18 protein-coding genes are annotated in these 24,200 nt (G+C 38.6%); 7 read left to right on the top strand and 11 right to left on the bottom strand.

Annotation, left to right across the window (positions count from 1 at the left end; all coding sequences use genetic code 11):
- Positions 1–203: 203 nt before the first annotated feature.
- Positions 204–983 carry an IclR family transcriptional regulator gene (locus ACPEH5_RS05040; RefSeq protein ID WP_048606579.1) on the bottom strand — a complete coding sequence of 260 codons (780 nt, stop codon included), beginning with the start codon at positions 981–983 and terminating at the stop codon, positions 204–206.
- Between the two features lie 356 nt (positions 984–1,339).
- Between ACPEH5_RS05040 and ACPEH5_RS05045 the strand changes: the two genes are divergently transcribed.
- Genes ACPEH5_RS05045 through ACPEH5_RS05055 form a run of 3 tightly spaced genes read left to right on the top strand, consistent with a single transcriptional unit; the run spans position 1,340 to position 5,216 of the window.
- Positions 1,340–2,233 carry a dihydrodipicolinate synthase family protein gene (locus tag ACPEH5_RS05045; protein WP_131680520.1) on the top strand — a complete coding sequence of 298 codons (894 nt, stop codon included), beginning with the start codon at positions 1,340–1,342 and terminating at the stop codon, positions 2,231–2,233.
- 51 nt (positions 2,234–2,284) lie between these two features.
- Positions 2,285–3,598: an MFS transporter gene (locus ACPEH5_RS05050; RefSeq protein WP_281110656.1), complete on the top strand. Its 1,314-nt coding sequence runs from the start codon at positions 2,285–2,287 to the stop codon at positions 3,596–3,598.
- Positions 3,599–3,623: 25 nt separating this feature from the next.
- Positions 3,624–5,216, top strand: a complete 1,593-nt coding sequence (locus tag ACPEH5_RS05055; protein WP_281110655.1) for a UxaA family hydrolase — start codon at positions 3,624–3,626, stop codon at positions 5,214–5,216.
- A 63-nt stretch (positions 5,217–5,279) separates the two neighbouring features.
- Here ACPEH5_RS05055 and ycaO read toward each other — a convergent pair whose 3' ends face one another.
- Complete coding sequence (gene ycaO, locus ACPEH5_RS05060) at positions 5,280–7,034, bottom strand: 30S ribosomal protein S12 methylthiotransferase accessory factor YcaO (RefSeq protein WP_071547884.1); 1,755 nt, start codon at positions 7,032–7,034, stop codon at positions 5,280–5,282.
- Positions 7,035–7,228: 194 nt separating this feature from the next.
- Between ycaO and ansB the strand changes: the two genes are divergently transcribed.
- The gene (gene ansB, locus ACPEH5_RS05065) at positions 7,229–8,272 is read left to right on the top strand and encodes an L-asparaginase 2 (protein WP_048606585.1); all 1,044 of its coding nucleotides are present in this window, start codon (positions 7,229–7,231) and stop codon (positions 8,270–8,272) included.
- Positions 8,273–8,308: 36 nt separating this feature from the next.
- On the opposite strand, the gene ACPEH5_RS05070 is transcribed toward ansB, so the two are convergent.
- The gene (locus tag ACPEH5_RS05070) at positions 8,309–9,724 is read right to left on the bottom strand and encodes an MFS transporter (RefSeq protein WP_042846490.1); all 1,416 of its coding nucleotides are present in this window, start codon (positions 9,722–9,724) and stop codon (positions 8,309–8,311) included.
- 454 nt (positions 9,725–10,178) lie between these two features.
- Between ACPEH5_RS05070 and chiP the strand changes: the two genes are divergently transcribed.
- Complete coding sequence (chiP, locus tag ACPEH5_RS05075; RefSeq protein ID WP_423727022.1) at positions 10,179–11,576, top strand: chitoporin ChiP; 1,398 nt, start codon at positions 10,179–10,181, stop codon at positions 11,574–11,576.
- Positions 11,577–11,785: 209 nt separating this feature from the next.
- On the opposite strand, the gene ACPEH5_RS05080 is transcribed toward chiP, so the two are convergent.
- From ACPEH5_RS05080 to ybfF, 8 genes are all read right to left on the bottom strand, one after another.
- Positions 11,786–12,325 (bottom strand): bactofilin family protein, encoded by a 540-nt coding sequence (locus ACPEH5_RS05080; protein WP_225832874.1) that lies wholly within the window; start codon positions 12,323–12,325, stop codon positions 11,786–11,788.
- A 691-nt stretch (positions 12,326–13,016) separates the two neighbouring features.
- Complete coding sequence (fur, locus tag ACPEH5_RS05085; protein WP_042846487.1) at positions 13,017–13,466, bottom strand: ferric iron uptake transcriptional regulator; 450 nt, start codon at positions 13,464–13,466, stop codon at positions 13,017–13,019.
- 267 nt (positions 13,467–13,733) lie between these two features.
- Positions 13,734–14,261 (bottom strand): flavodoxin FldA, encoded by a 528-nt coding sequence (fldA, locus tag ACPEH5_RS05090; protein ID WP_042846486.1) that lies wholly within the window; start codon positions 14,259–14,261, stop codon positions 13,734–13,736.
- Between the two features lie 154 nt (positions 14,262–14,415).
- On the bottom strand, positions 14,416–14,709 hold the full coding sequence (gene ybfE, locus ACPEH5_RS05095) for a LexA regulated protein (protein WP_042846485.1): 294 nt from the start codon (positions 14,707–14,709) through the stop codon (positions 14,416–14,418).
- A gap of 170 nt (positions 14,710–14,879) precedes the next feature.
- Entirely contained in the window at positions 14,880–16,979 is a 2,100-nt protein-coding gene (locus ACPEH5_RS05100) for a type I secretion system permease/ATPase (RefSeq protein WP_281110654.1), read from the bottom strand.
- A gap of 3 nt (positions 16,980–16,982) precedes the next feature.
- Positions 16,983–18,311, bottom strand: coding sequence for an HlyD family type I secretion periplasmic adaptor subunit (locus ACPEH5_RS05105; RefSeq protein ID WP_048606591.1), 1,329 nt, complete (start codon positions 18,309–18,311; stop codon positions 16,983–16,985).
- On the bottom strand, positions 18,308–20,413 hold the full coding sequence (locus tag ACPEH5_RS05110; protein ID WP_129466723.1) for a peptidase domain-containing ABC transporter: 2,106 nt from the start codon (positions 20,411–20,413) through the stop codon (positions 18,308–18,310). The genes ACPEH5_RS05105 and ACPEH5_RS05110 overlap by 4 nt, the downstream gene beginning before the upstream one ends.
- Positions 20,414–20,657: 244 nt before the next feature.
- On the bottom strand, positions 20,658–21,434 hold the full coding sequence (ybfF, locus tag ACPEH5_RS05115) for an esterase (protein WP_042846481.1): 777 nt from the start codon (positions 21,432–21,434) through the stop codon (positions 20,658–20,660).
- Positions 21,435–21,760: 326 nt separating this feature from the next.
- Here ybfF and seqA point away from each other — a divergent pair, with 326 nt between their 5' ends.
- Both seqA and pgm read left to right on the top strand, forming a co-directional pair.
- On the top strand, positions 21,761–22,306 hold the full coding sequence (seqA, locus tag ACPEH5_RS05120) for a replication initiation negative regulator SeqA (RefSeq protein ID WP_042846480.1): 546 nt from the start codon (positions 21,761–21,763) through the stop codon (positions 22,304–22,306).
- Between the two features lie 55 nt (positions 22,307–22,361).
- A complete protein-coding gene (gene pgm / locus ACPEH5_RS05125; protein WP_206226900.1) occupies positions 22,362–23,996 on the top strand; it encodes a phosphoglucomutase (alpha-D-glucose-1,6-bisphosphate-dependent) in 1,635 nt (544 codons plus the stop codon).
- The last annotated feature ends 204 nt before the right edge of the window (positions 23,997–24,200 follow it).

Below are 24,200 nucleotides of genomic sequence, written 5' to 3' on the forward strand. Positions count from 1 at the left end.
TTATTTAAGATGAATATGATCCGTTTAATATTTAATTTAACTTATGTGTATATATCCCCCTAACTTGTATAACTTTAATCTGATATACCACTTTTTAGTTAGTTATATTAACGAGCAATATTTATCTAACAATTATGCCAATTATAAGAAAATAATCTTTGATGGAAGCAACCAATACTTTAAATTTTTATGAAGACACTAAATTAGTTTTCAGTATAAAATTCAATATCTTCTAATGTATTTAGCTCTTGTTCGATGCGTTCACGGCTGTTGAGCAATGTTTTGATGACTTGATCAACTTTTTGTTTATCACTGCGGAAGGTCGGAATAGATACACTAATTGCTGCAATGATTTTATTACGTTGGCGCAATGCCACTGCATAGCAAGTTGTTTCTTCGTTGATTTCTTTATTGTCTACGGCATAGCCATTTTGGCTAACAATATTAAGTTGCTGACGCAATTCAGGTAGAGTTTGCACACTATATTGAGTGAGTGGCGTAAAGCCAGAAGGGTATAGCTGAGCAATTTGTTGGTCAGTATAGTTAAAAATCATCGCTTTACCCAATGCTGAATAAATGGCGGGTAAGCGGGTTCCAATGTTAGAAATTAGTTGGACTTTTTGTGCAGATTGCACTTTGTCTATGTATAGTACATCAGCGCCATCTAAGATGCCCATTTGGCAAACTTCATTACACTCTTCAACAATTTGCGTCATCTCTCGATGTATCATTTTCAACCAATATGATTTTTCGAAAAATGAGCGGGAAAGAATTGAGCACGCAATACCTAAATAGTAAAGCTGGCTCTTATCATCGTAATTGATATACCGAAACTCAGCTAATGTTTTTAAAATAGGGTAAATTGTCCCCTTTAAAATATTAGTTTTATCAGAAAGTTGTGTCAAAGAAAGCCCAGTATTTTCAGCCGCTAAAACTTGAAGTATCTCTAATACTCGAATTGTCGGCATGTGCCCCGTAGACATTGAACTATCTCCCTGATTAATTTTGCCGCTATTCTAGGTTTAAAATAACACGATGTAAATCGCCGTAGAAAAACGATTTGTCTCATTTTCATCATGAATAAACCTGATATGAGCAATAAAAAGCCGTGATACTGCTCAAAATTTTTTAATAAAAAAAATAGATTTAATCTACCGTTATTATCCCTTTTATCAATTAAATCTCAATTAATCAATTCATTAAGTGAATAGTTAAAGTTAATGGATAAATTTGACTCCATCTAGAATTCGTGTTTATTTGATTGTGTTTTTATTTATGAATACAGTTTGTATATATGAACGATGATTAATGAAGAAAAAGAATAATGGAGAAAAAAAGTATGGAAAGTCGTTATATTACCCCTGTAGTGACCGTTTTTGATGACAAGGGGCGAGTAGATCTTGAACAGAACTTACACGTTTATGACTCTTTGAAAGGAAAGGTGTCAGGTTTTGTGACGATGGGGAGTACTGGGGAGTTTTTTGCATTAAATATGCAGAATTCAAAAGCATTAATAGAACTTTGTGGCGGTTATCAAAAAGAAGGAATGCATGTTTATGCAGGGGCAAGCCGCCTAGATGTGAATGAATCCATTGAATTGGCTAATTTTGCCTATGAGCAGGAAATTGACGGTGTGATGATCATTAGCCCGTATTATTTCCCACTAGACGATGAAGGGGTTTACCGTTTTTACAGTACGATTGCGGAAAAAACACCCGCTAAAATTTTTATTTATAACTTCCCTGAGCGCACTGGCTACTCTGTTTCTCCTGAGGTTTGTCTTCGCTTAGCGGATAAATACACTAATATTGTTGGGCTAAAAGATACCATTCCTGACACTTCTCATACAGCTCAAGTGATTGAAACAGTAAAATCACGGCTCCCACATTTTGAAGTTTATGCAGGCTATGACAATAACTTTGCTCATGTCGTGTTGTCTGGCGGAAGTGGCTGTATCGGCGGTTTATCGAATATTTTCCCTCAATTTTTTGCATCATGGATGCAAGCTTTTGCTCAAGGTGATTTAGCATTAGTCGCAAAATATCAGCAACGCGTCGACCAATTAATGGCGATTTATGGGGTGAATACGCCATTTATTCCAACATTTAAAAAAGCGTTACAACTCAAAGGGGTGATTAATTCTGATCATTGCACATCACCATTTATTGGATTGAACAGTACACAGACAGAGCAGCTTCAGCAGCTATTGGCACTTGCTGATGCACCGCTCTAATCTTTCCTGAATCCAAAACATAGAACATCTTACTGACAGGGAAAAAATATCATGGCAACGATAAAAGCTTATAACAATCCCGTTTTAAATTCTGCGATAGCCAAATCGTGGAAGCGTTTAGTCCCCCTGATGTTTATTTTGTATTTTGTTGCATTCATTGACCGAGTGAATGTTGGTTTTGCCAAAGATGCCATGCAAGTGGATATTGGCTTATCAGATTCTGCCTTTGCATTTGGTGCAGGGATTTTCTTTGCCGCGTATGCATTATTTGGTATTCCCGCAAACTTGATTTTAAATAAAATAGGCGCCCAAAAATGGCTCAGTATTACGACGGTCATTTGGGGGGTTCTTTCTGCAATGACAGGGTTTGTTACCAATGAAACGCAATTTATTATTTTGCGTTTTTTACTTGGGCTGGGTGAAGCTGGGTTTTATCCAGGGATCTTATTACTAGCTTCTATTTATTTTCCAAATAATGTTCGTGGCTCAGTGATTGGTATTTTTGTTCTTGGTGTGCCACTTGCGTTAACTTTAGGTTCACCGTTATCAGGAGCTTTGCTTGAATTACATGGTTGGTTAGGTCGTCCGGGATGGTTCTGGATGTTTGTTATTGAAGGCTTACCCGCGATTGTTATTGGTATCTTTGCATTCTTTTATCTGGATGATAGCCCCGAAAAAGCACGTTTTCTTACTGATGAAGAGAAAAAAGCACTGACAGAGCAGTTAGCAAAAGAAAATGAAAAAACAGAAACAACATCGGTATTATCTGCACTGAAAAATGCCAAAGTATGGCACTTGGCATTGATTTACGGCACGATCCAAATTTCAGTGTATGGTTTGATGTTCTTTTTACCTTCTCAAGTTGCATCCCTCATGGGGGAAAGCCTAGGCTTTAAACAATCACTGGTGGCTGCAATCCCTTGGGCTTGTTCTGCATTCGGGGTGTATTTTATCCCTCGTATTGCTGACAGGTACCCAAATCGTCGCATCGAAATCTCTGTTGTGTGTATGCTAGCAGCCGCTTTAGGTCTTGCATTATCTGCATTTGCGAGTCCGGTATTCGCTATTGCAGCTCTCTGTTTAAGTGCGGTAGGTTTTTTATCAGTGCAACCGATTTTTTGGACATTTCCTCCACAGCTATTGAGCGGCCCAGCACTTGCTGCAGGGATCGGCTTTTGTACTACGATGGGGGCATTTTGCTCATTCCTTGCGCAAATCATTCGCGTTGAGGTCGATAAAATGATGAATAGTACTACCGCGGGTATTGTCACTTTAGCGGTGATCACTGTGGGGTGCGCATTGCTTATTGGGTTACTAAAAAAGAATACACATAAAAAAAATATTAAGGCGTTACCGTCAAATTAATAGCTTGATTTCTGGAAGGTGAAACATGCAAAAAATATTAAGAATAGATGAAAGTGATAATCTGATTGTAGCGCTGAAAGACTTACATGCAGGTGAGACTTATCAATGGGGAAATGAAAGCGTTACGTTAGTGACAGAGGTCAAAGCCAAGCACAAATTTGCCCTTGAAGCTATCCCTGTTGATGGCATTGTGTCTATGTATGGTACGGCAGTAGGGAAAGCCACAAAAGCTATCGCAAAAGGTGAGGCGATTACGGTTGATAATATCCGCCACTATGCTGCACCTGTTTCGTTAGAACAAGAGCCTTATGAATGGCTGGCCCCAGATGTTTCACAATATAAGGGGCGTACATTTAAAGGGTATTTACGGGATGATGGCCGCGTTGGTACGGCTAATTACTGGTTAATTTTTCCATTAGTGTTTTGTGAAAACCGCAATGTGACTAAGTTGACTGATGCTCTTAATGACGCATTGGGTTACAGCAATAATAGCTTAAAAAGTTTCGCACTTGATTTAACGGCAGGCGCACAAGAGGCAATCACTAAGCCAAAACTATTTCCACATATAGAAGGTGTTCGCTGTATTACTGTAACCAGCGGGTGCGGTGGGGCAACGTCAGACAGCAAAACGATGTGTGATGTGCTTGCGGCTTATGCAGACCATCCTAATGTCATTGGGATCACTGTATTTAGTTTAGGTTGTGAAAAAGCACAGCGGGACATGTTCAAAGAATCACTTTTTGCCCGTAATCCTAACTTTGATAAACCGACGCTGTATTTCCGTCAACAAGAATGGAACAGCGAGGAACAAATGATGCAAACGGCATTAAAGCAAACGTATGAGAGCATGAAAGCAGTTAAGCCTCAGTCTCGGGTTGATGTCCCTCTATCATATTTAAAACTAGGTGTTAAATGCGGGGCATCTGATGGTTTTTCAGGGATTTCTGGTAACCCTGCAATGGGGTTAGTTTCTGATTGGTTAGTGACTCTTGGCGGTGCATCTGGTTTAGCGGAATTCCCCGAACTCTGTGGTGCTGAAGGGGATATGGTGAAACGCTGTATCGCTTTTGATGATAAAAAGAAATTCCTTGAACTAATGGAACGCTATGAAAAAACGGCAAATTTCTTTAGTACGACCATTGCAGATAACCCAAGTCCGGGCAATATTGCAGATGGGTTGATAACAGATGCAATTAAATCAACGGGAGCGGCTAAAAAGGGTGGAACATCGCCAATTAGTGCGGTGTGTGATTATGCAGAGCCAATGCCAAATAGTGGGTTATCGTTAGTTTGTACGCCCGGTAACGATGTGGATGCAGTTACGGGGTTAGTGGCTGCGGGATGTAATGTGGTTATCTTCTCGACGGGTCTTGGTACGCCGACAGGGAACCCAATTGTTCCGGTGTTGAAAATATCCACAAATAGCGCAATAGCAGAGCGTTTATCGGATATGATTGATTATGATTGCGGGCCAATTATAGAGGGTGTCCCATTACCGGCGATAAGCGAAGGGTTGTTTGAGCGTGTTATTGAAACGGCGAGTGGGGACTATAAAGTCAAAGCAGACCGTTTAGAGCAGTATGATTTTTTACTGTGGAAACGTTCACTCGATTTATAAGTTATTTAGAATAAAACTAAATATTGACGGGGTAAGGATACCCCGTCAATAAACTAATACCTATTATGCGTTGTCTCTTTTCGCTTTTTGTAGTTTTTCATAAGCGGCAAGCAAGGCTTGATGTGCAGGTAACGCTTTTAGTTCATCGTCAATGGACCACAAACCATAGAAACATGATTCACCCGCAAGAGCCGCAGATGCTGCATCCACCGCTTCTTTCCCATACATACGAACAAATGCGTTGTAGTATTGAGTAGGCTCACGCTGTTCTTCTTGAGAAAGCAACAGCAGGGTTTGCAAACAACGATAATAATTCGCACGCTCTGCAGTAAATACTGAACTGTTGAAATCTTGCGTCCACTCAACCCAAGCTAATGCTTGCTCAAGGTCACCACCAGCCAGTGCTAGCATGGATTTTAGCTCACCAATACGCAGGTTGCTCCAGCCGTTATCTTTACCCACAGCTAAACCAAGTAGCTCACGGACACGGGTGAAGTCGTCTAGACCGTCATCATCTAATTGCTCAATAAGGGCAAGGTAGTCTTGCTTTTCCCATTGGCTATCCGGCAAATTAATAATAGTATCGCGTAAATAAGCCCCCATCGCATTATTGGCGATATGTAGGTCTTCAACCGGGTAAATATCAGACATACCCGGTACTAAGATACGGCATGCGTATACGCCTAAATGGTTATAGTCCGCAATATACACTTCTGCATCTAAGGTATTGAAGATACTGATAAGCGTTGCAAATTCTTCTTGGGTTGTCCCTTTGAAACTCCAATCTGCAAATGCATAATCCGCATCATCTTTGAATAGATCCCAGCTAATTAAACCACTTGAATCAATAAAGTGAGTTTCAAGATTGGTGTGTTCAGCCACTTCTTCGTCATCAAACGTTGGGGCATTGAATACATCGAGGTCTTTTAAGCCACGACCTTGCAGTAATTCAGTGACGGTACGTTCAAGGGCAACACCAAAGTCAGGGTGAGCTCCAAATGAGGCAAAACAAGTGCCATTTTGTGGGTTAAATAACACGACACAAATGACAGGGTATTTCCCACCTAATGAAGCGTCGTAGCAGAAAATTGGGAAGCCTTCTTTTTCAAGGGTATCAATAGCTTCAACTACGCTAGGGTAACGTGCCATCACGTCTGCTGGGATCGTTGGTAAGCTGATACTTTCTGCGATAATTTTGTTTTTTACAAAACGTTCAAAGACTTCAGAAAGGCCTTGTACTCGGGCTTCATTCGCTGTATTTCCCGCAGACATACCGTTAGAAACGTATAAATTGCCAACGATATTCATTGGAATATAAACCGTTTTATCGTCTGATTGGCGGGTAAATGGTAGGGCGCAAATACCCCGTTCTTCATTACCTGATTGCAAATCAATTAATTGGCTTGCTGCTAATGCGTTATCTGGGTCATAGAATTTGAGCAGACGGCTATCTAATAAGCCTTCAGGCAAGCTGTCATCTTCTGTCAGTGGGAACCATTTTTCATTGGGATAATGAACAAAGTCCCCTTCAGAAATCGCTTTACCTAAGTAAAAGTCAGCAAAGAAGTAGTTAGTTGATAAACGTTCAAAATACTCGCCAAGTGCAGAGGCTAATGCCGCTTTTTTGCTCGCACCTTTGCCATTAGTAAAGCAAAGAGGGCATTCTTTATCGCGAATATGTACTGACCAAACGTTTGGTACAGGGTTTAACCAAGATGCTTCTTCAATATCAAACCCCAATTTTTTTAATTTGGTTTGAAATGCATCGATGGAATCTTCAAGAGCGGCATCTTTGCCGGGTATAAAAGTTTGGCTCATTGTCAGTCACTTGTGAGTAGGGTGTTTCAAACGGGCTATGATACGGATTTTTGTCGTCAGCCTCACGCTTTTTATTCGTTCATAGAGAAATCATCTTAAAATTCATTATTTATCGTAAAATAATTATATAGATCACATAAAACCCAGCACAAATACACATAATAACTGAAGTTTATTAATGAAAGGAAATTAAGATGAAAAACAGAAATAAAGCGCTGCTCGCGACACTGGTTTCATTGTTTGCCGTATCAGCAATTGCCCAACCCAATATTACGGTATTAGCGACGGGAGGGACTATTGCTGGAGGCGGAGATTCAGCAACCTCTTCAAACTACCAAGCAGGTAAAGTCGGGATTGACGCATTAATTAATGCTGTTCCTGAAACTAAAAAAATTGCTAATTTAAGTGGTGAGCAGTTGGTGAATATCGGTTCCCAAGATATGAATGACCAAGTTTGGCTAACACTGGCTAAAAAGATTAATCAAGATTGTGATAAAACTGATGGTTTTGTGATCACTCATGGGACTGATACATTAGAAGAAACCGCTTTTTTTCTCGATTTAACCACGAGTTGTAAAAAACCTATTGTATTAGTGGGGGCAATGCGCCCCTCAACGGCGTTAGGTGCCGACGGCCCGCTTAATTTGTATAACGCCGTCGTTTTAGCAACAGACAAATCAGCAGGGCAGCGTGGGGTTTTAATGGCCATGAATGATAAAGTTGTTCAAGGCCGCAATGTGATGAAAATGAGTACTACAGAAGTACAAGCGTTTGATGCAGTGAACGCGGGGGCCGAAGGGTTTATTCATGATGGTAAAGTGACGTACTTCCAAGCTGCCCAGCCCCGTAGTGATAAGGCGGTATTTGATGTGAGTAAACTCGAAAAACTACCGATGGTGGGTATTGTTTATAATTATGCTAATGCCTCCGCAGCACCAGTTAAAGCACTTAGAGAAGAAGGGGTTGAGGGGATAGTAAGTGCGGGAGTCGGTAATGGTAATATGTATAAAACAGTATTTGATGCCTTAGCAAACGCAGCAAAAGAAGATGTTGTGGTCGTGCGTTCAAGCCGTGTACCAACAGGCTATACCACACGCAATGCGGAAGTTGATGATAACTTATATGGCTTTGTAGCATCAGAACGGTTAAACCCACAAAAAGCACGGGTTTTACTACAATTAGCCTTGACGCAAACGAAGGATGCAAAACAAATTCAAGAACTATTTGAACAATATTAACCATGCATAGAAGGCGGTGAGTTTACCGCCTTCTAGTTACTGACCTTTCATTCTGTTAGCAACGATATTTGCCGTCATTAAGGCAAGTAACGGGATCAGTGAAAACACAGCAAATAGCCAACTCGCTGAGGATTGCGCCCCTTCAACTCCCCCTGGTACTGATAACCCTGCAAGGTTGGCGATTAACCCAGCTAAAGATGCGCCAAACGCAGTGGAGAATAGCTGCAATGTGGTAATCGCTGAAGAGGCTTTTTGTGATTCAGGGCCGATAGAAACTTGCAGGACACGGGTTAGCAAATGTGGCCAAGCTGCGCCGATACTAGCTCCTGTTGTGAATAATGCTAAGCAGATTATCCAGATTTGCAGCGTTTCAATCTGCCAAATGTTTGTTATGAAAAGTGCTAAAATAGCTAATGCACTAAAGGTAATAAAAGGGCCTATTTGTATAGTTTTTATCGCATGTTCGGGTTTGCATGAAGACGAGATAATGGCAGAACATGACCATCCTGCTCCAACTAAGGCGGCCAAGTAGCCTGACATTAATGGAGCAACACCATGAAGGGTTTGTAAAAAATAAGGGACAAAAACTTCTGTTTGCACACTTAGCCCTAATAGCGCCATCGTGAGGTAAATAGGAGCAAGTTGTGCTTTGTAATGGAATGTACCTTGGGGGAATAGTGTATTTTCGGCTGTCCGTTCAAGTTTAACTAATCGTATACATAATAAAATGGCAATTAACATCCCAAGAATAGGAATTAGACTTGCTTTACTTAGACTTCCAAGTGAAATAGCCAATACTGCGGCAGAAAGTAGCAACAAAGCTTGCAGTGGGATTGGGTCTTGAGGGCATTTTTCAGTTAAATTATGACTTGGTAAAATCAACCACGTTAGCCATAAATAAGGTATCCCAACAAATACTAAGCACCAAAATGCACCGCGCCAGATATCATATTCAGCAAAAAAACCACCTAATGCGGGGCCCAGTAATGTTGCCATCCCCCACATACTCGACATCATGGCTAATACTTTTGACCATAGGTGCTGAGGGAAAACAATATGCACCATTGAGTAGGAAAGTGTCAGTAATATTCCCCCGCCTGCTCCTTGAATAATCCGGCCAAGCAACATGATAAACATAGAAGGCGTGATGGCACAAATAACAGAGCCAATTAGGAAGATAGCAGTAGCGAGTAAATAACTCCGTTTAGGACCGAGATGGTTTAAAATCCGAGAGGTTAGTGCAGAAAGAATAATGGATGAAAGGATAAATAAAGTTGTATTCCATGCATAGAATCGGATACCACCAATATCCCTAACGACAGAAGGGAGCGTTGTGATAGTGATATAAACATTAATCGCATGTAGGCAAATGCCCCCTGCTAACGCTAGAGTTAGCCAAAGGTTTTTACCCGTAAGGAGTACGCTCCAGCCTTGTTCGTTATTCTGAGTCATCCATTTTCTCTAATATGTGAAATAAATTAAGAAAACCCAACTAAATATGCTTATACCAGTTATACATTTTTATTCAATTAGGTCAATGTGGTGATATAACTTAAGCAATTACTATAAAATTAAGATAAATAAATCATTAGATAGCTATTTATTGAATTGTTTTTTAACCCAGGCTGTTATTAGTACATGTTTAATTTTAATTATTTATCAAATGGTTACATTTTATTTTTTATTGAGTAATCAATATTGATAACCATCACTAAAAAAAATTAATGTGTCGCTGATCATATTTTGGCAACAAAGCCAGTATCTGTGTTGATAATTCGCGTCGCAAAAAATAGGCTAAATACATCACAAATAGCTTAAGTTATTGTGAATTATTAGATTTAAAAGGAAAGTTAAATCGTATTTCGGCCGAAAAATTAAAACTAAAAATTATTAGAGGAATACAAGAATGGTTAATAAACATGTCAATACTGGCAGGAAACTGCTCGTCTTAAAAATAGCCATCGCTATGCTGCCAATTGGTTATCATCCTATCATGCAAGCAGAGCAATTTTTGGAAGATTCGACACTAAAAGGTGGACTCTACTATTGGCAAAGGGATCGTTCACGTAAAGATTTAGACCCAAATAGCGACAAATATAAAAAATATGCAGATAACCTTAAGCACTCGACTTTCAACGCTAGCCTTGATTTTTCCTCAGGTTATTTTCAGGACTTTATTGGCTTAGATTTGGCTGGTTTTACCGCAATCGAATTATCCAATAGTGGGCCTGCGGCTCCCAATGAAATTGGTTTCAGTGATGCAAAGACACGCTGGGATGAAAAATATAAAGGCGACCGCAGTGGTGTGAGTATTTATAAAGCCGCGGCAAAAATGAAGTATGGGCCTTTTTGGGGAAGAGGGGGCTATATTCAACCAACAGGGCAAACACTGCTTGCTTCTCATTGGAGCTATATGCCAGGAACTTACCGAGGGGTAGAGGTTGGTGGGGTATTTGATTTTGAGCAAAGTGGTGAACTTAGCATGTCGTACATATGGGCTGACCGCTATAAAGCCCCTTGGTATCGTGATATGTACAATTTCCGAGAAGCGGATGGTAAAACAGGGATCAGTTATTTACATGCTATTGGTTTTAAATATGATTTTAAAAATTCATTAGTGTTAGAAGGCTCATACGGTCAAGCAAAGGATTATATGGACCAGTATTTTGCGAAGGTATCATATGCAGTACCTGTAGTTGACCGCGATTTACGTCTTTCTTATCAATTTTATGGCTCGAAAGATAAAGTTTCAGACGGTGGTGTTAATGACGTATACGATGGTTTAGCATGGTTACAAGCGATGACATTAGGTTATACCTATGACGAATTCGATTTTAAGGTTGAAGGGACATATGTTAAAGCTGAAGGAAACCAAGGTTATTTTTTACAACGTATGACACCGGGTTGGGCGACGTCAAACGGCAGTATGGATATATGGTGGGATGGCCGCTCTGATTGGAATGCGAACAATGAAAAAGCGGTGTATGCAGGTGTAATGTATGATTTAAAAAATTGGGATTTAGCAGGGTGGAAAGTTGGGACATCCTATATTTATGGTTGGGATGCAAAACCGAGCACTAATTCACAATACGCTCAGGATGTGCGTTTAAGAGAAAGCGCTTGGAACTTTGATATTTTATATACAGTACAATCAGGCCGTGCAAAAGACACACTATTTAAGTTGCACTTTACTAAATATGATAACCATACAGATATTCCTAGCTATGGCGGTGGTTATGGCAATATCTTCCAAGATGAAAAAGATATTAAATTTATGGTGATGATGCCATTTACTGTATTTTAATATCAATTTTTTTGAGAGTAGATTGCTGCTTTAAATTAATTATTTTGGCAGTGATCTACTAAAAATAGGAATAACATACAGACTAAATATTAAATGATGTAATGAAATAGTTAATTATACGTATATTAAGGGAATGGTGATTGAATAAAAAAGGTGAATATATTTCACCTTTTTTGAATGGTTAAAACAATACTTAGATTTATTAATAATTATATAGAAGCGATGTCTTTATCGATGTTATCGGTAGGGGTGTGAAGGTCGTGTTTTACCCTATCTTTTAATTGGGTTACTTTTTCATTATGTAAAGTAGCCTCTTTTACTTTTGCTTGCCCTGATAAAATACCACCTTTCTTAATAGATAAATTACTATATTGAATGGTTCCATGAATTTCACCATTATTTTCGATGCTTATCGAATCAGATAAACATTCCCCTTCAACTCGCCCGTTAACAATCAACTCTTTACTGGTAATGTTCCCAGTAACTTGGCCATTTAACATGACCTTCACTGTATTATTTTTCCCTATAATGTTACCAATCACTTTGCCATAAATATGTACTTGTTCATTAGAGGTAATATTACCTTCAAAAATGACATCCCTTGAGATGATGGTATTGGATTTCTCTTCACTTATAGTCGGGGTTGCTATTGTAATCTGTTCTTCTAGCTTAGCGGGTGCTTCGGGCGTGCTAGCGGTTGGTGTTGGGGTTACTTCAGGGGTTGGTTTGTTTTGTCTTTTGGTGAACATTTTACTTACCTTTTTTTGATTGAAGTGTAAGATCAAGAACAAAATTGATAATACAAATGAAAATAAGGTGATGGCAGAGTAACTAAAAAACCATCCTATCAAAGTAAGAAACCAGAAGAAAAAACTAGTATTAAGAAAAAGGTAGGTTTTTTTCATCAGTTAATCTCTTACAAAATGACTAAAGCTACATAAATGAGTTTAGTCAAAAAAAATGACTACACAAAAAAAATGACTACACAAAAAAAATGTAATATAACGTCTTCGTTACAGACTAAAGAATAACTGTAATTTAAGATAATACAATTATAATGAGTTAATAAGCTAAATACATATAAATTTTATATTATTGATATATTGGAAATCATCTATGATGATATTTATGTACCTATACTAATAAAGGCAGCATAATTTCTAATATAAGAAAATTCATATGTAAAATAATATAAAGGATTTGGGTTGAATTGCAACTTATTATCGAGCGCTAAATATGCAAGCTCTGTGCTGATATTTGGCGATTTAAGTGAAAGTTGTCAGAAGATTAGTGAGCTTAATCACCAATATAGTGTGAATAACAATATAATTTATGGAAATAAAAACCCCTGATAACATTTAGCAATAGCATGGTTATCAGGGGTTTTTCGTTTGTCGCTACTATGATTTATTCATAGGGTAGCAATACCTTGTGATTCTTTTACTCTTTTGCTTCGTGTGCGTCAGCATTTTCACGGCAATCACCATCTGCGCAATGGCCATATAGATATAAACTATGGTTAGATAATTTAATACCATGGCGAGCGGCGATATTTTTCTGGCGAGTTTCAATAGATTCGTCAGTAAACTCAATCACTTTGCCACAATCTAAACAGATTAAGTGGTCATGGTGATGCTGCTGAGTTAATTCGAATACAGATTTTCCACCCTCAAAGTTATGGCGGGTTACGATACCTGCATCATCAAACTGGTTTAATACACGGTATACGGTAGCTAGCCCGATCTCTTCGCCCATGTCGATCAGCTTTTTATAGAGATCTTCCGCACTGACGTGGTGGCACTCAGGCTCTTGAAGTACTTCCAAAATCTTAAGTCTTGGAAGAGTGACTTTGAGTCCAGCATTTTTCAATGCTTTATTGTTGTCTGTCATGCGGGTTTGTCCTGTATCTTAAATCATAAATTTAACAATAATGAGACGTTTTTAACATAAATTCAGTTGTCTTCTAAACTGTTTTACAATTATAGGCATGGAAAATAAAAATAGAAACCATGCTTTGTCTCATTATTTTGATAATCTCTTGAGAGCCTATCCTATTAGGATGCTTTATCGGCTATTTTAGACTAGATCACTTGTTTGAATGATGCGTTTAGAGCGACAAGTGAGCTGATCTATGGGTTAGGCTCTATTTCATATGCCTTAGCCGATAATTTCTGCTAAGGACATTTCTTCAGAGATTTGTTTTACCCATGCATCGACACGTTCATCAGTTAGTTCAGGCTGACGATCTTCATCAATGGCTAAACCAATAAAGTGATTGTCATCTGCCATACCTTTGGATACTTCAAAGTGGTAACCTTCAGTTGGCCAATGACCCACAATAACAGCACCACGAGGTTCGATGATATCGCGAATGGTTCCCATCGCATCACAGAAATATTCTGCGTAGTCTTCTTGGTCTCCACAACCAAATAAGGCGACAAGTTTACCTTCAAAATCAATTTCTTCGAGAGTTGGGAAAAAATCATCCCAATCACATTGAGCTTCACCATAATACCAAGTAGGAATACCCAGAAGTAGAATGTCAAAAGCTTCGATATCTTCTTTGCTACATTTAGCAATATCATGAACTTCTGCTACATCTTTGCCTAGTCTTTCTTGGATCATTTTGGCAATATTTTCTGTGTTACCTGTGTCACTTCCGAAGAAAATGCCTATGACTGCCATAAAGTGATTAACCTCTTGTTTTTCTAAGGGAGATAGAAGTTAGTGCTGATCTTCTATAGCTCTTTTAGAACGAAAATAAATATAATATTACGCCTTATTCTGGCGAAAAAATGCGTCTAAGTCTGTCAAATTTGTGTGATTTATCAAGATGACACTATTTGCGTATCGCTTCATTAACCTGTTCAAGTTGTGACATCAAAATTTCTTCGATCAATTCACTACGGCTTATATTTTTATCTTCAGCTAATTGGTTCAATACAGCGACAGCTTCTTCATTCAGTTTTAACTCAACTCTACGCAATCCTTTGACTTTATCGCGTTTTAGCTGGTTACGTTTGTTGATCCTTAATTGTTCATCCCGTGATAGCGGGCTTGTCTTAGGTCGCCCAGGCCTTCGTTCCTCAGCGAACAAATCCAGAGTAGTACGATCAGTTTGTTCTTTTGCCATGTCTATAACTGCTAAAGGGGTGTGCCAGTAATTCAGCGCGCAATGATACCCTAGCTAATCCCCTAGTGCTATAGCTGCATACTAGGCTAGTGTATTCAATAGGTTAAAAAAAACACACATTTAACAAAAAAGCACCACTTACAGTATGGGTGGTGCTTTTTTAGACATAATCATTGTGTCTGTTGCTGCCATAAGTTGGCATACAGGCCTTTTAATTTGAGTAAATTCTCATGAGTATCCATTTCTGTCACTTCCCCATGGCAAATAACACAAATTTTATCAGCATGCATAATAGTGTTAAGTCGATGAGCAATACTAATAACGGTTCTGCCTTGGGTGATTAGCGGCATATTTGCCATAATTGCCGCTTCTGACTCGTAATCCAATGCCGAAGTTGCTTCATCTAATATCAAAATATCTGGTTCTGTTAGTAAAGCACGTGCCAGAGCTATTCTTTGACGTTGCCCACCTGATATGTTAAGGCCTTTTTCTGATAAGGGGGAATTAAACGTGTCAGGTAGCTCCATTATGAAATCATAAGCGCCTGCTAATTTTGCAGCATGAATAACTTTTTCATCCGAAGCTTGCGGGGCACTTAAGCGAATATTATCTGCAATAGAGCCGACGAATAGCATACTTTCTTGCAGAACAACACTCATACGGCGGCGTAATGAAACCGTATCTGCTACAGCTAAATCCATGCCATCGACAATAACTTGACCATGTTGTGGTACATAAAGACGCTGCAATAATTTTGTCAGAGTACTTTTCCCTGACCCGGAAGGGCCTGTTATCCCAATAAATTCCCCTGCTTTAACGGATAGCGACAGGTTATTGAGAACCTCTGGCATATCAGGTTGATAACGAAAACGAATATTTTGAAACTCAATTTTCCCTTGAATGCTGGCAGTGCTCGCAATGCCTTTACGTTCATTTTCAACTGGTTTATCGAGTATATCCCCAACACGGCGAAGTGAAATTATAGTGTGTTGAAAATCTTGCCAAACTTGCGCAAACCTTAGCACGGGCTGAGTAACATGGGCACTTAGCATATTAAAGGCGACGAGTTCCCCAGGCGATATTCCACCGTTTAAAACTTCTTTGACCCCAACCCACAAGATAATTGCAGTTGTAATTTTACTCACTAATGTCATTAACTGAGAGGCTACTTCACTGCGCATTGAGACTTTAAAGCTTTGTCTTAGTTGTTTACTGAATATTTTTTTCCATCGTTGATTAAAATATTTTTCAGTTGCTGTAGTTTTTACCGTTTCAATTCCTGTAATGGTTTCGGTAAGAAACGTGAGCCCATTTTCATCTGCTTGATAAGACTTTTCAGTTTGCTGACGAATAATTGGCCCAAGTATCATCCATAAAATGAAGAAAACCCCCATCGAACCGAGTAAAATCCATGACATTAGGCTGCTATAGGAAAATAGAACCGCAATAAAGAGGATCACAAAAATGAAGTCAATAAATAGCATCAAAGTTGAGCCAGTCAGAAATTGCCGTATATGCGCTAGCTCACGTATCCTTGCGATGATTTTCCCTGTTGGCCTTAATTTGAAATAATTTAAGGGGAGCGCCATTAAATGCCGATAGATTTTCCCTGATAATTCGGCGCTGATTTGGCTACTGGTATGACTAAAAATTTTATTGCGAATAAAACCGTATATTGGCTCAGCAACGGCAATAGCGAAGATTGCCAATGCAATAACATGTAAGTTGGATAAACTTCGCCCCACTAAAACTTTGTCTACAAGGTTTTGAAATAGTAGAGGGCTAACTAAGGCGAAAAGCTGAATAATGGCTGATAGAATAAAGATATTTCGTAATTTAACATGTTGACGCAAAATAGAAGGAACAAACCAGCTAAACCCAAAAGCTTTTTTTTGCTCTGGCTCTTGTTGCTCTTTAAGCAATAAAATATCGATTTCAGCTTCATTATTAAAATCATCAGCCTGAATTAACTTGATTTCGTTGTTTACAGGGTTGATGAGTACGAGGTCTTTTTCTTGTTGCAAGATTTGCCATGACCCTTGCGTATAGATTAACGCGGGAAGGGGGATGGTTGCTAACTGTGTATATGGTATAGCAATGAGTTCTGTTTCGTAGCCTAGTGTATTGGCACATTCTCTGATCTCCCACTCTGTAGGCGAAAGAGTTTGCATACCAATTGAATGCCTGAGTTGGTCTGTCGAAACATTCTTTTGGTAATAATTAGCCACCCAAACTAAGGCATCCAAGCCATGGTTGTTTATCTGTTCCATCGATTATTTTTCTCTCATTGCATTCGAGGTATATTCATTGATAGGGCTAAGTAGGTAATCAATAATTCGGCGCTTATCGGTTTTTATTTCGGCCACGATAGATAACCCAGGAGTGAGCTCAATCTGTTCACCATCAACTAACAGTTGTTTTTTATTAAGGCCTATTTGACCTAAGAACACTAAGCCAAGGTTTTCATCTTGCGTGCTATCCCGTGAAATAGAGAGAACCTCACCGTCAATGGTGCCATAACGGGTGTAAGGAAAGGCATCGACTTTGACTTCGGCTTTTAAACCTTCATGAATGAAGCCAATATCTTTATTTAAAATTTTAATTTCAGCTAATTGAACATGGTTATTAGGCACTATAACCATTAATTGCTGAGCGGGTTGTAGTACTCCCCCTAAAGTATGAGTGGCTAATTGTTGAACAGTACCATCAACAGGAGCTCGGATGATTTCTAATTGATTTCTTTCATGATTTTTTAATAGTTCTTGTTCTAAGGAGGCTTGTTTAAAAGCCGCTTGCTTATATTTTTCATCCCATTCTTGGTTTTTCTGTGCCTTTATCCTACTTTGTTTTTCAGTTAAGGCATGGTGCTGACTGACAAGAATGGATAATTCAGAGAGCTTGGTAACTTTCTCTTTTTTAGCGATAAGTAGCTCTCGTTCTTGTTCTAAAAATTCTTTCTGGCTGATTAACTGTTTCTGCGTTAATGAATGATGAGCATCAAGTCGTTGCTTTATATTATTGATTAGCGCGTTAATCGTGTTTAACTCATTTTTCCTAGCTTGCTGATTGACAATATTTAATTGAATTTCATTACTAATTTCATTAATGAGAGAGTCAAACTCTATTTGTTGAGTTTGGTAACTAGAGAGGGCACTTTTTTGCTCAGCTTCAGTTAATTGATGAAATTGAGGTAATTGATCAATCGGTTGTTGCAATAACAGGGCTTGATGAATGAGAGTTTCGGCAATTTGGAAATTATGTTGATAATTTAAGCTAAGAATATCTTGGTCGACGCCTAGCACATTAACCGTAAGTAATGGATCACCTTGTTTGACGGTTTGCCCATCTGCAACATGAATGTGTTCTAAGCGACTTAATTCAAACGCTTGAATTAATTGTGTACGCCCAGAAACAATCAATTTACCTTGGGTAGTTGCCTGAATATCTAGTTTACCAAAAAATGACCAAGCAACGGCAATGAAAATACCAAAACTAATTGATATTGCCACCCACAAGGCCAAATAGGAAGGGGGGGTTTTTAAAATTGCCAAATGGGAAGGCAAAAAACTGTTATAGCGGTTTTGTTTTAATCGATGTTTCATTTTACGTCCATGTCCGGTTTTAAGGATTGTTGCAGGGTCCATAAATGTTTATAGAAATTACCTTGTTCAATAAGCTGCTGGTGGCTGCCTTGTTCTATAATTTCTCCACGTTGCATGACAATAATTCGCTGATGGTGGCGAATGGTTGATAAGCGATGGGCGATGGTAATAACTGTCCTTCCTTTTGCAATAACATGCATGTTCTCTTGAATAACAGCTTGGGATTCATCATCTAAAGCGCTGGTGGCTTCATCAAAAATAATGACTTTAGGGTTAGCAAGTAAGGTACGTGCAATGGCAATACGCTGTCGTTGACCGCCGGAAAGAGACGTCCCCCCTTCAGCCAGTACGGTGTCATATCCCATAGGTAATTTTAAAATAAAGTCATGAGCACCGGCCATCTTCGCTGCATGAACGACGTCATCCATCGAAGCATTGGGGGCCGTTTGGGCAATATTGTGAAAAACAGATTGGCTAAATAAAAAGTTTTCTTGTAATACAATACCTATTTGTTGCCTTAGTGAATGTAGATTAATTGCCGACAAAGGCATGTTATCAACATAAATGGCGCCGCTTTCAGGGGTATAAAGCCGTAACAGTAACCGAGCTAGAGTACTTTTCCCTGAGCCTGAAGTACCGACAACGCCAATGGTTTCCCCTGCTTTAATATTTAAGTTAAAGTTTTTAAGGATATAAGGCATATTGGGTTGATAGCGGAATGAGACATCTTTTATAAATAGATTCCCTTGAATTGACTGCTTGTTTTCTTGCCTGGATTGTTCAACGGGGAGATTAATAATTTGCGATAGCTTTTCAATAGCAACACCTGTACGAATATAGTCCCCCCATAATTTTACGAGTTTGACTAAAGGTTGATTGGCATGACTGACCATCATATGAAACGCGATAAATTGGCCAATAGTCATTTGTAAAGCTAATACCTCAGATGCCCCAACCCATAAAACGATAGCACTGGTGATTTTTTCAATAGCCATGACTAAGTGTTCAGAGCGTGAGCTTATTTGCCCTGATACAAAATTAGTATGGCTCATATCGGATGTTTGACCATCCCATCGGCGAGTAAAATTAGGTTCTACCGATAAGCTTTTGGCTGTTTCAATACCATTGATGCTTTCGGTAAGAAAAGAGGTATTAATTGCGATGTTAGTAAATTGCTGTTGAGCGGCGGCTTCAATTTTAGGTGTTAACCACCAAGCTAATAAAAGGTAAAAAGGAATAGAGCATAGAAAGATTAATGTTAGAGTGGTTGATATTAAATTCATCACGAAAATAAATACAAATAAAAATAATACATCAACACATAATGTAAAGAAGCTACTCGTTAAAAATTCGCGAATAGTTTCTAATTCTTTTACACGGGTAACAATTGCACCTATTTGACGGTTTTTGAAAAAGGGAATAGGTAACCGTAGTAAATGATTAACTAATTTTAAACCCAATGTCATGTCTATTCGATTAACCGTATGATGATAAACGTATTCACGTAACCCTTTTAGTATAACTTCAATAAATGCAGCAACAATTAAACCGAAAATTAGCACATCTAATGTCACTAAACTATTATGAATTAATACTTTATCCATAATAACTTGCATAACAATAGGAGAAACCAAAGCTAATATTTGTAAGATAAATGAAAAAAACAAAACCCATAAAATAATAGATTTATATTTCATAAACTCTGCTTGAAACCAAGATATATCAAATTGCCCTTGCTTCAGGTTTACATGCAACCAATCACCATTCCATCGTTGTTGTAGCTCTTCAATGCTCCAAATCTCAGGGGGGAGGTTACCCATTTGTTGTACTAAGACTTGTTCTTGATTGCGATTAGCTAATAAGAAGGCCTCACCCTGGGTGTTATATAAAATAGCCGGACAGACTATTTTGGCGATATCTTTATTTTTTTGATGCTTATTCTTGCAGTTAATATGATACTTTTTTTTAATGACTTTGAGTTTTTCATTATAATTAATAGACTGCTTTAGCGTTTCCTCAAGTTCTTTAGGGTTTATTTGCCCTGACAACTTGGCGATAACACTAATAAAATATAATGTTGATTGTGATTTGGCGGTTTCCATTTTCTGTATTAATCATTCCCTTGGTTTTATTACATGCATAAACATAAATGCATATTGAAAAAAATCAATTTAACATTGGCGATGAAGAAGGGGCTTTTAAATTTGGATAATACAGTGATTACAATTATCTGTGTATTGAAGTTAGTCTTATTGTTTAGTTTGAAAAAAAATAATTAAAAAATAAACCTTATTAGAGATATTGAGAATGAAAGTTCATCTTCAATATCTCGTTCATGATGATTTATTATTTTGGAATAGCCAAAAAACGGTGGATTGCTCTTAACACATGATCCGGTTTTTCGGCATGTACCCAATGACCAGTATCCGCAACAACCCAAGCTTTGGCCTTAGGAAATTGTTGAGCGATTTCATCGGAATATTCGGCTTGTACATAAGGTGAATTTCCTCCAGGAATTAATAATACAGGCTTATTCCATGCAGGGACGGTTTCCCAACCAATAATTTTCTCATAATTCGTTTTTAGTGCGGGCAAATTGAACTTCCATTCACCTTGCTTAAAAGATTTTAGGAGAAATTGGATAACGCCATCTTCATTGATATGGTGACGCATAATGGTTGTCGCTTCTTGACGAGTTTTAGCTTGCTCCGCAGTAACTGCATCCAGAGCTGCAAAGATTTTATCATGGCGGCGAACTTGATAAGCGACAGGGGCGATATCAATAGCAACTACCTGAGTGATAAAATCAGGGGCTAAAGCCGTTGCTGCCATTGCTATTTTCCCCCCCATGGAGTGACCAATTAAAATGGCATTTTTATAACCTAATGACTTTATAAGGTTAATCACATCTTGCGCCATTTGTTGATAACTCATTTGGTCGTCACGAAATGAATCACCATGATTGCGAACATCAATTTGAATAGTATCAAAATATTGTTGTAAATCACGGCCTAACACGCCTAAGTTATGCAGGTCACCGAATAGCCCATGAATTAATACAACAGGGTTATTAGAGATTGGATTTTCAGGTTTATGAATAGTATGGTTGAGTAACACAGTCATATTTGTTTTATCAATTTATCAGTGATACAAGTAGCTTTATCATGGCATGGCTAGGGATAAAATCCAAATAGTCAAATAATCTTCTTCGGTGGGTGAACAATTCAATAATTGGGTTAATAGAATGTTTTTATGCAAAGAATTTAAGAAAATTGAACTTGGTCACTGTGATGAAATGAGTAAAGTAATGGTATGATAACATACTGAATTATCTTTAAACTTAGAGGTGTGTTTACTTTAAGTTATTGAAATTTTAATTGTTTTGTTTTTTTTAAATCTGTCTTATAATCACACCGCAAATTTTAGTTAAAATAAAGTACTGGGAAAAAATGAAAACGATAGAAGTTGATGAAGAGCTTTACCGCTATATTGCGAGCCATACACAGCATATCGGTGAAAGTGCATCGGATATCTTGCGCCGTATGTTAAATTTCAAGTCCGGGCAGCCAGTACAAGTAAAAGAAGTCGGTCAGGCACAACCAGTAACTAAAACTGAACTGGCGATGAGTACACCTGCTGTTGCACAAAACCCAGTTAGGGTTGTTAGGGAATTATTGTTATCCGATGCTTATGCAGAAAAAAGCAAAGCAATTGACCGGTTTATGTTAATTCTGTCCACATTATACAGTTTAGATGCTAAGCGCTTTGCGAGCGCTACAGAATTAATGCATGGTCGAACTCGTATTTATTTTGCCGGCGATGAGCAAACGTTGCTTGCTGCGGGTAAACAGTCTAAGCCTCGTCATATTCCGGGGACCCCTTATTGGGTGATCACGAACACAAATACTAATCGCAAACGTAGTATGGTTGATGCCATCATGCAGGAAATGCAGTTCCCTGCGAATGTGATTGAAAAAGTGAGTAATACCATTTAAAACTGAAATATCACTGATGTGAAAAGCAAAGCATCAGTGCTTTGGGAGAAAACCAGTGACAATACATGAACGTGCAGGGCAGCTTCCGTTTCAAAGTGACTTGATCAATGTCGCTCAATTAACCGCTCAATATTATACTCAGAAGCCGCAAGCAGGGGACGCTTCTCAGGCGGTTAAATTTGGTACGTCTGGGCATCGTGGTAGCTCATTACGTAAAAATTTTAATGAAAATCACATATTGGCAATTGCACAAGCTATTGCTGATTTGCGCAAAACACAAGGGGTAACAGGCCCTTGCTTTGTGGGTAAAGATACACATGCTTTATCTGAAGCGGCATTTATTACTGTGGTTGAGGTGCTAGCAGCCAATCAAGTTCATGTAATTGTTCAGGAGAACAATGGTTTCACACCAACTCCAGCCATCTCCCATGCAATCTTAAGTTACAACCAGTCACACCAAAATATTGCTGATGGCATTGTGATCACGCCTTCCCATAATCCACCTGAAGATGGTGGTATTAAATATAATCCAGCAAATGGCGGGCCTGCGGATACAGATTTAACTTCGGTTATTGAGAAAAATGCTAATCAAATACTGGTAAATAACCTCGAGGGGGTTAAGCGCCTAAGTTTTGATGCTGCGATCGCAAGTGAATATGTTATTCAGCAAGATTTAATTATGCCATACGTATTAGCACTGGGCGAAGTTGTTGATATGGAGGCTATCGCCAAATCAGGGCTAAAAATCGGTGTTGACCCACTAGGTGGCTCAGGTATCGAATATTGGAAAAAAATTGCTGAGCATTATCAATTAAATATTGAAATCGTAAATGATCAACTAGACCAAACTTTCCGTTTTATGCCACTTGACCATGATGGTGTTATCCGTATGGATTGCTCATCAAGTTGGGCTATGGCAGGGTTATTAGGGATGAAAAAACGGTTTGATTTGGCGTTTGCAAATGATCCTGATTACGACCGCCATGGTATTGTCACCCCTGATGGGTTAATGAACCCAAATCACTACCTTGCTGTTGCGATTGACTATTTATTCCAGCATCGGCCTCTGTGGGGGAAAGATGTTGCTGTCGGTAAAACGCTGGTTTCTAGTGCGATGATTGACCGAGTTGTCAGTGATATTGGTCGTGAATTGGTAGAAGTACCGGTTGGTTTTAAATGGTTTGTTGATGGTTTATTTAGTGGTCAACTCGGTTTTGGTGGGGAAGAAAGTGCTGGGGCATCGTTCCTGAAATTTGATGGTACACCTTGGTCAACGGATAAAGATGGTATCATTCTTTGTTTATTAGCCGCAGAAATTACAGCAGTTACCGGTGAAAACCCTCAGCAACGCTATAATAACCTCGCGAAAAAATTTGGTGCACCGATTTACAACCGTATCCAAGCGAAAGCGACTCACGAAGAAAAAGCTAAGTTAAGTAAATTATCTCCAGAAATGGTAGCCGCAGATACGCTAGCGGGTGATAAAATTACACAGCGCTTAACCGCAGCACCTGGTAATGGCGCCTCGATAGGTGGCTTAAAAATTATGACCGATTACGGTTGGTTTGCAGCAAGGCCATCAGGGACAGAAGAAGCATACAAAATTTATTGTGAAAGTTTCCGTGGCGAAGAACATCTACGCCTTATTGAAAAAGAAGCTATCGAGATCGTTAGTAAAGTAATTAGTTAATTCCGCTTTTTATAAATAAAAAATTCATTTCAATAAATATCCCGAAGACAAAATCGACAAGATGATTCGGGATATTATTCCTTATTTATTGTTAATCTCTTCATAAAATTATGGTTGTCGATAATGTGACGAGATTAACAAAATTCTTTTGTTTATTTTACCCAAAATTCCCCTATTACTTTTTACTATCAATTCACAATAAGC

This window comes from Providencia sp. NPDC089933 (assembly GCF_049545585.1).
GTDB classification, from domain to species: domain Bacteria; phylum Pseudomonadota; class Gammaproteobacteria; order Enterobacterales; family Enterobacteriaceae; genus Providencia; species Providencia huashanensis.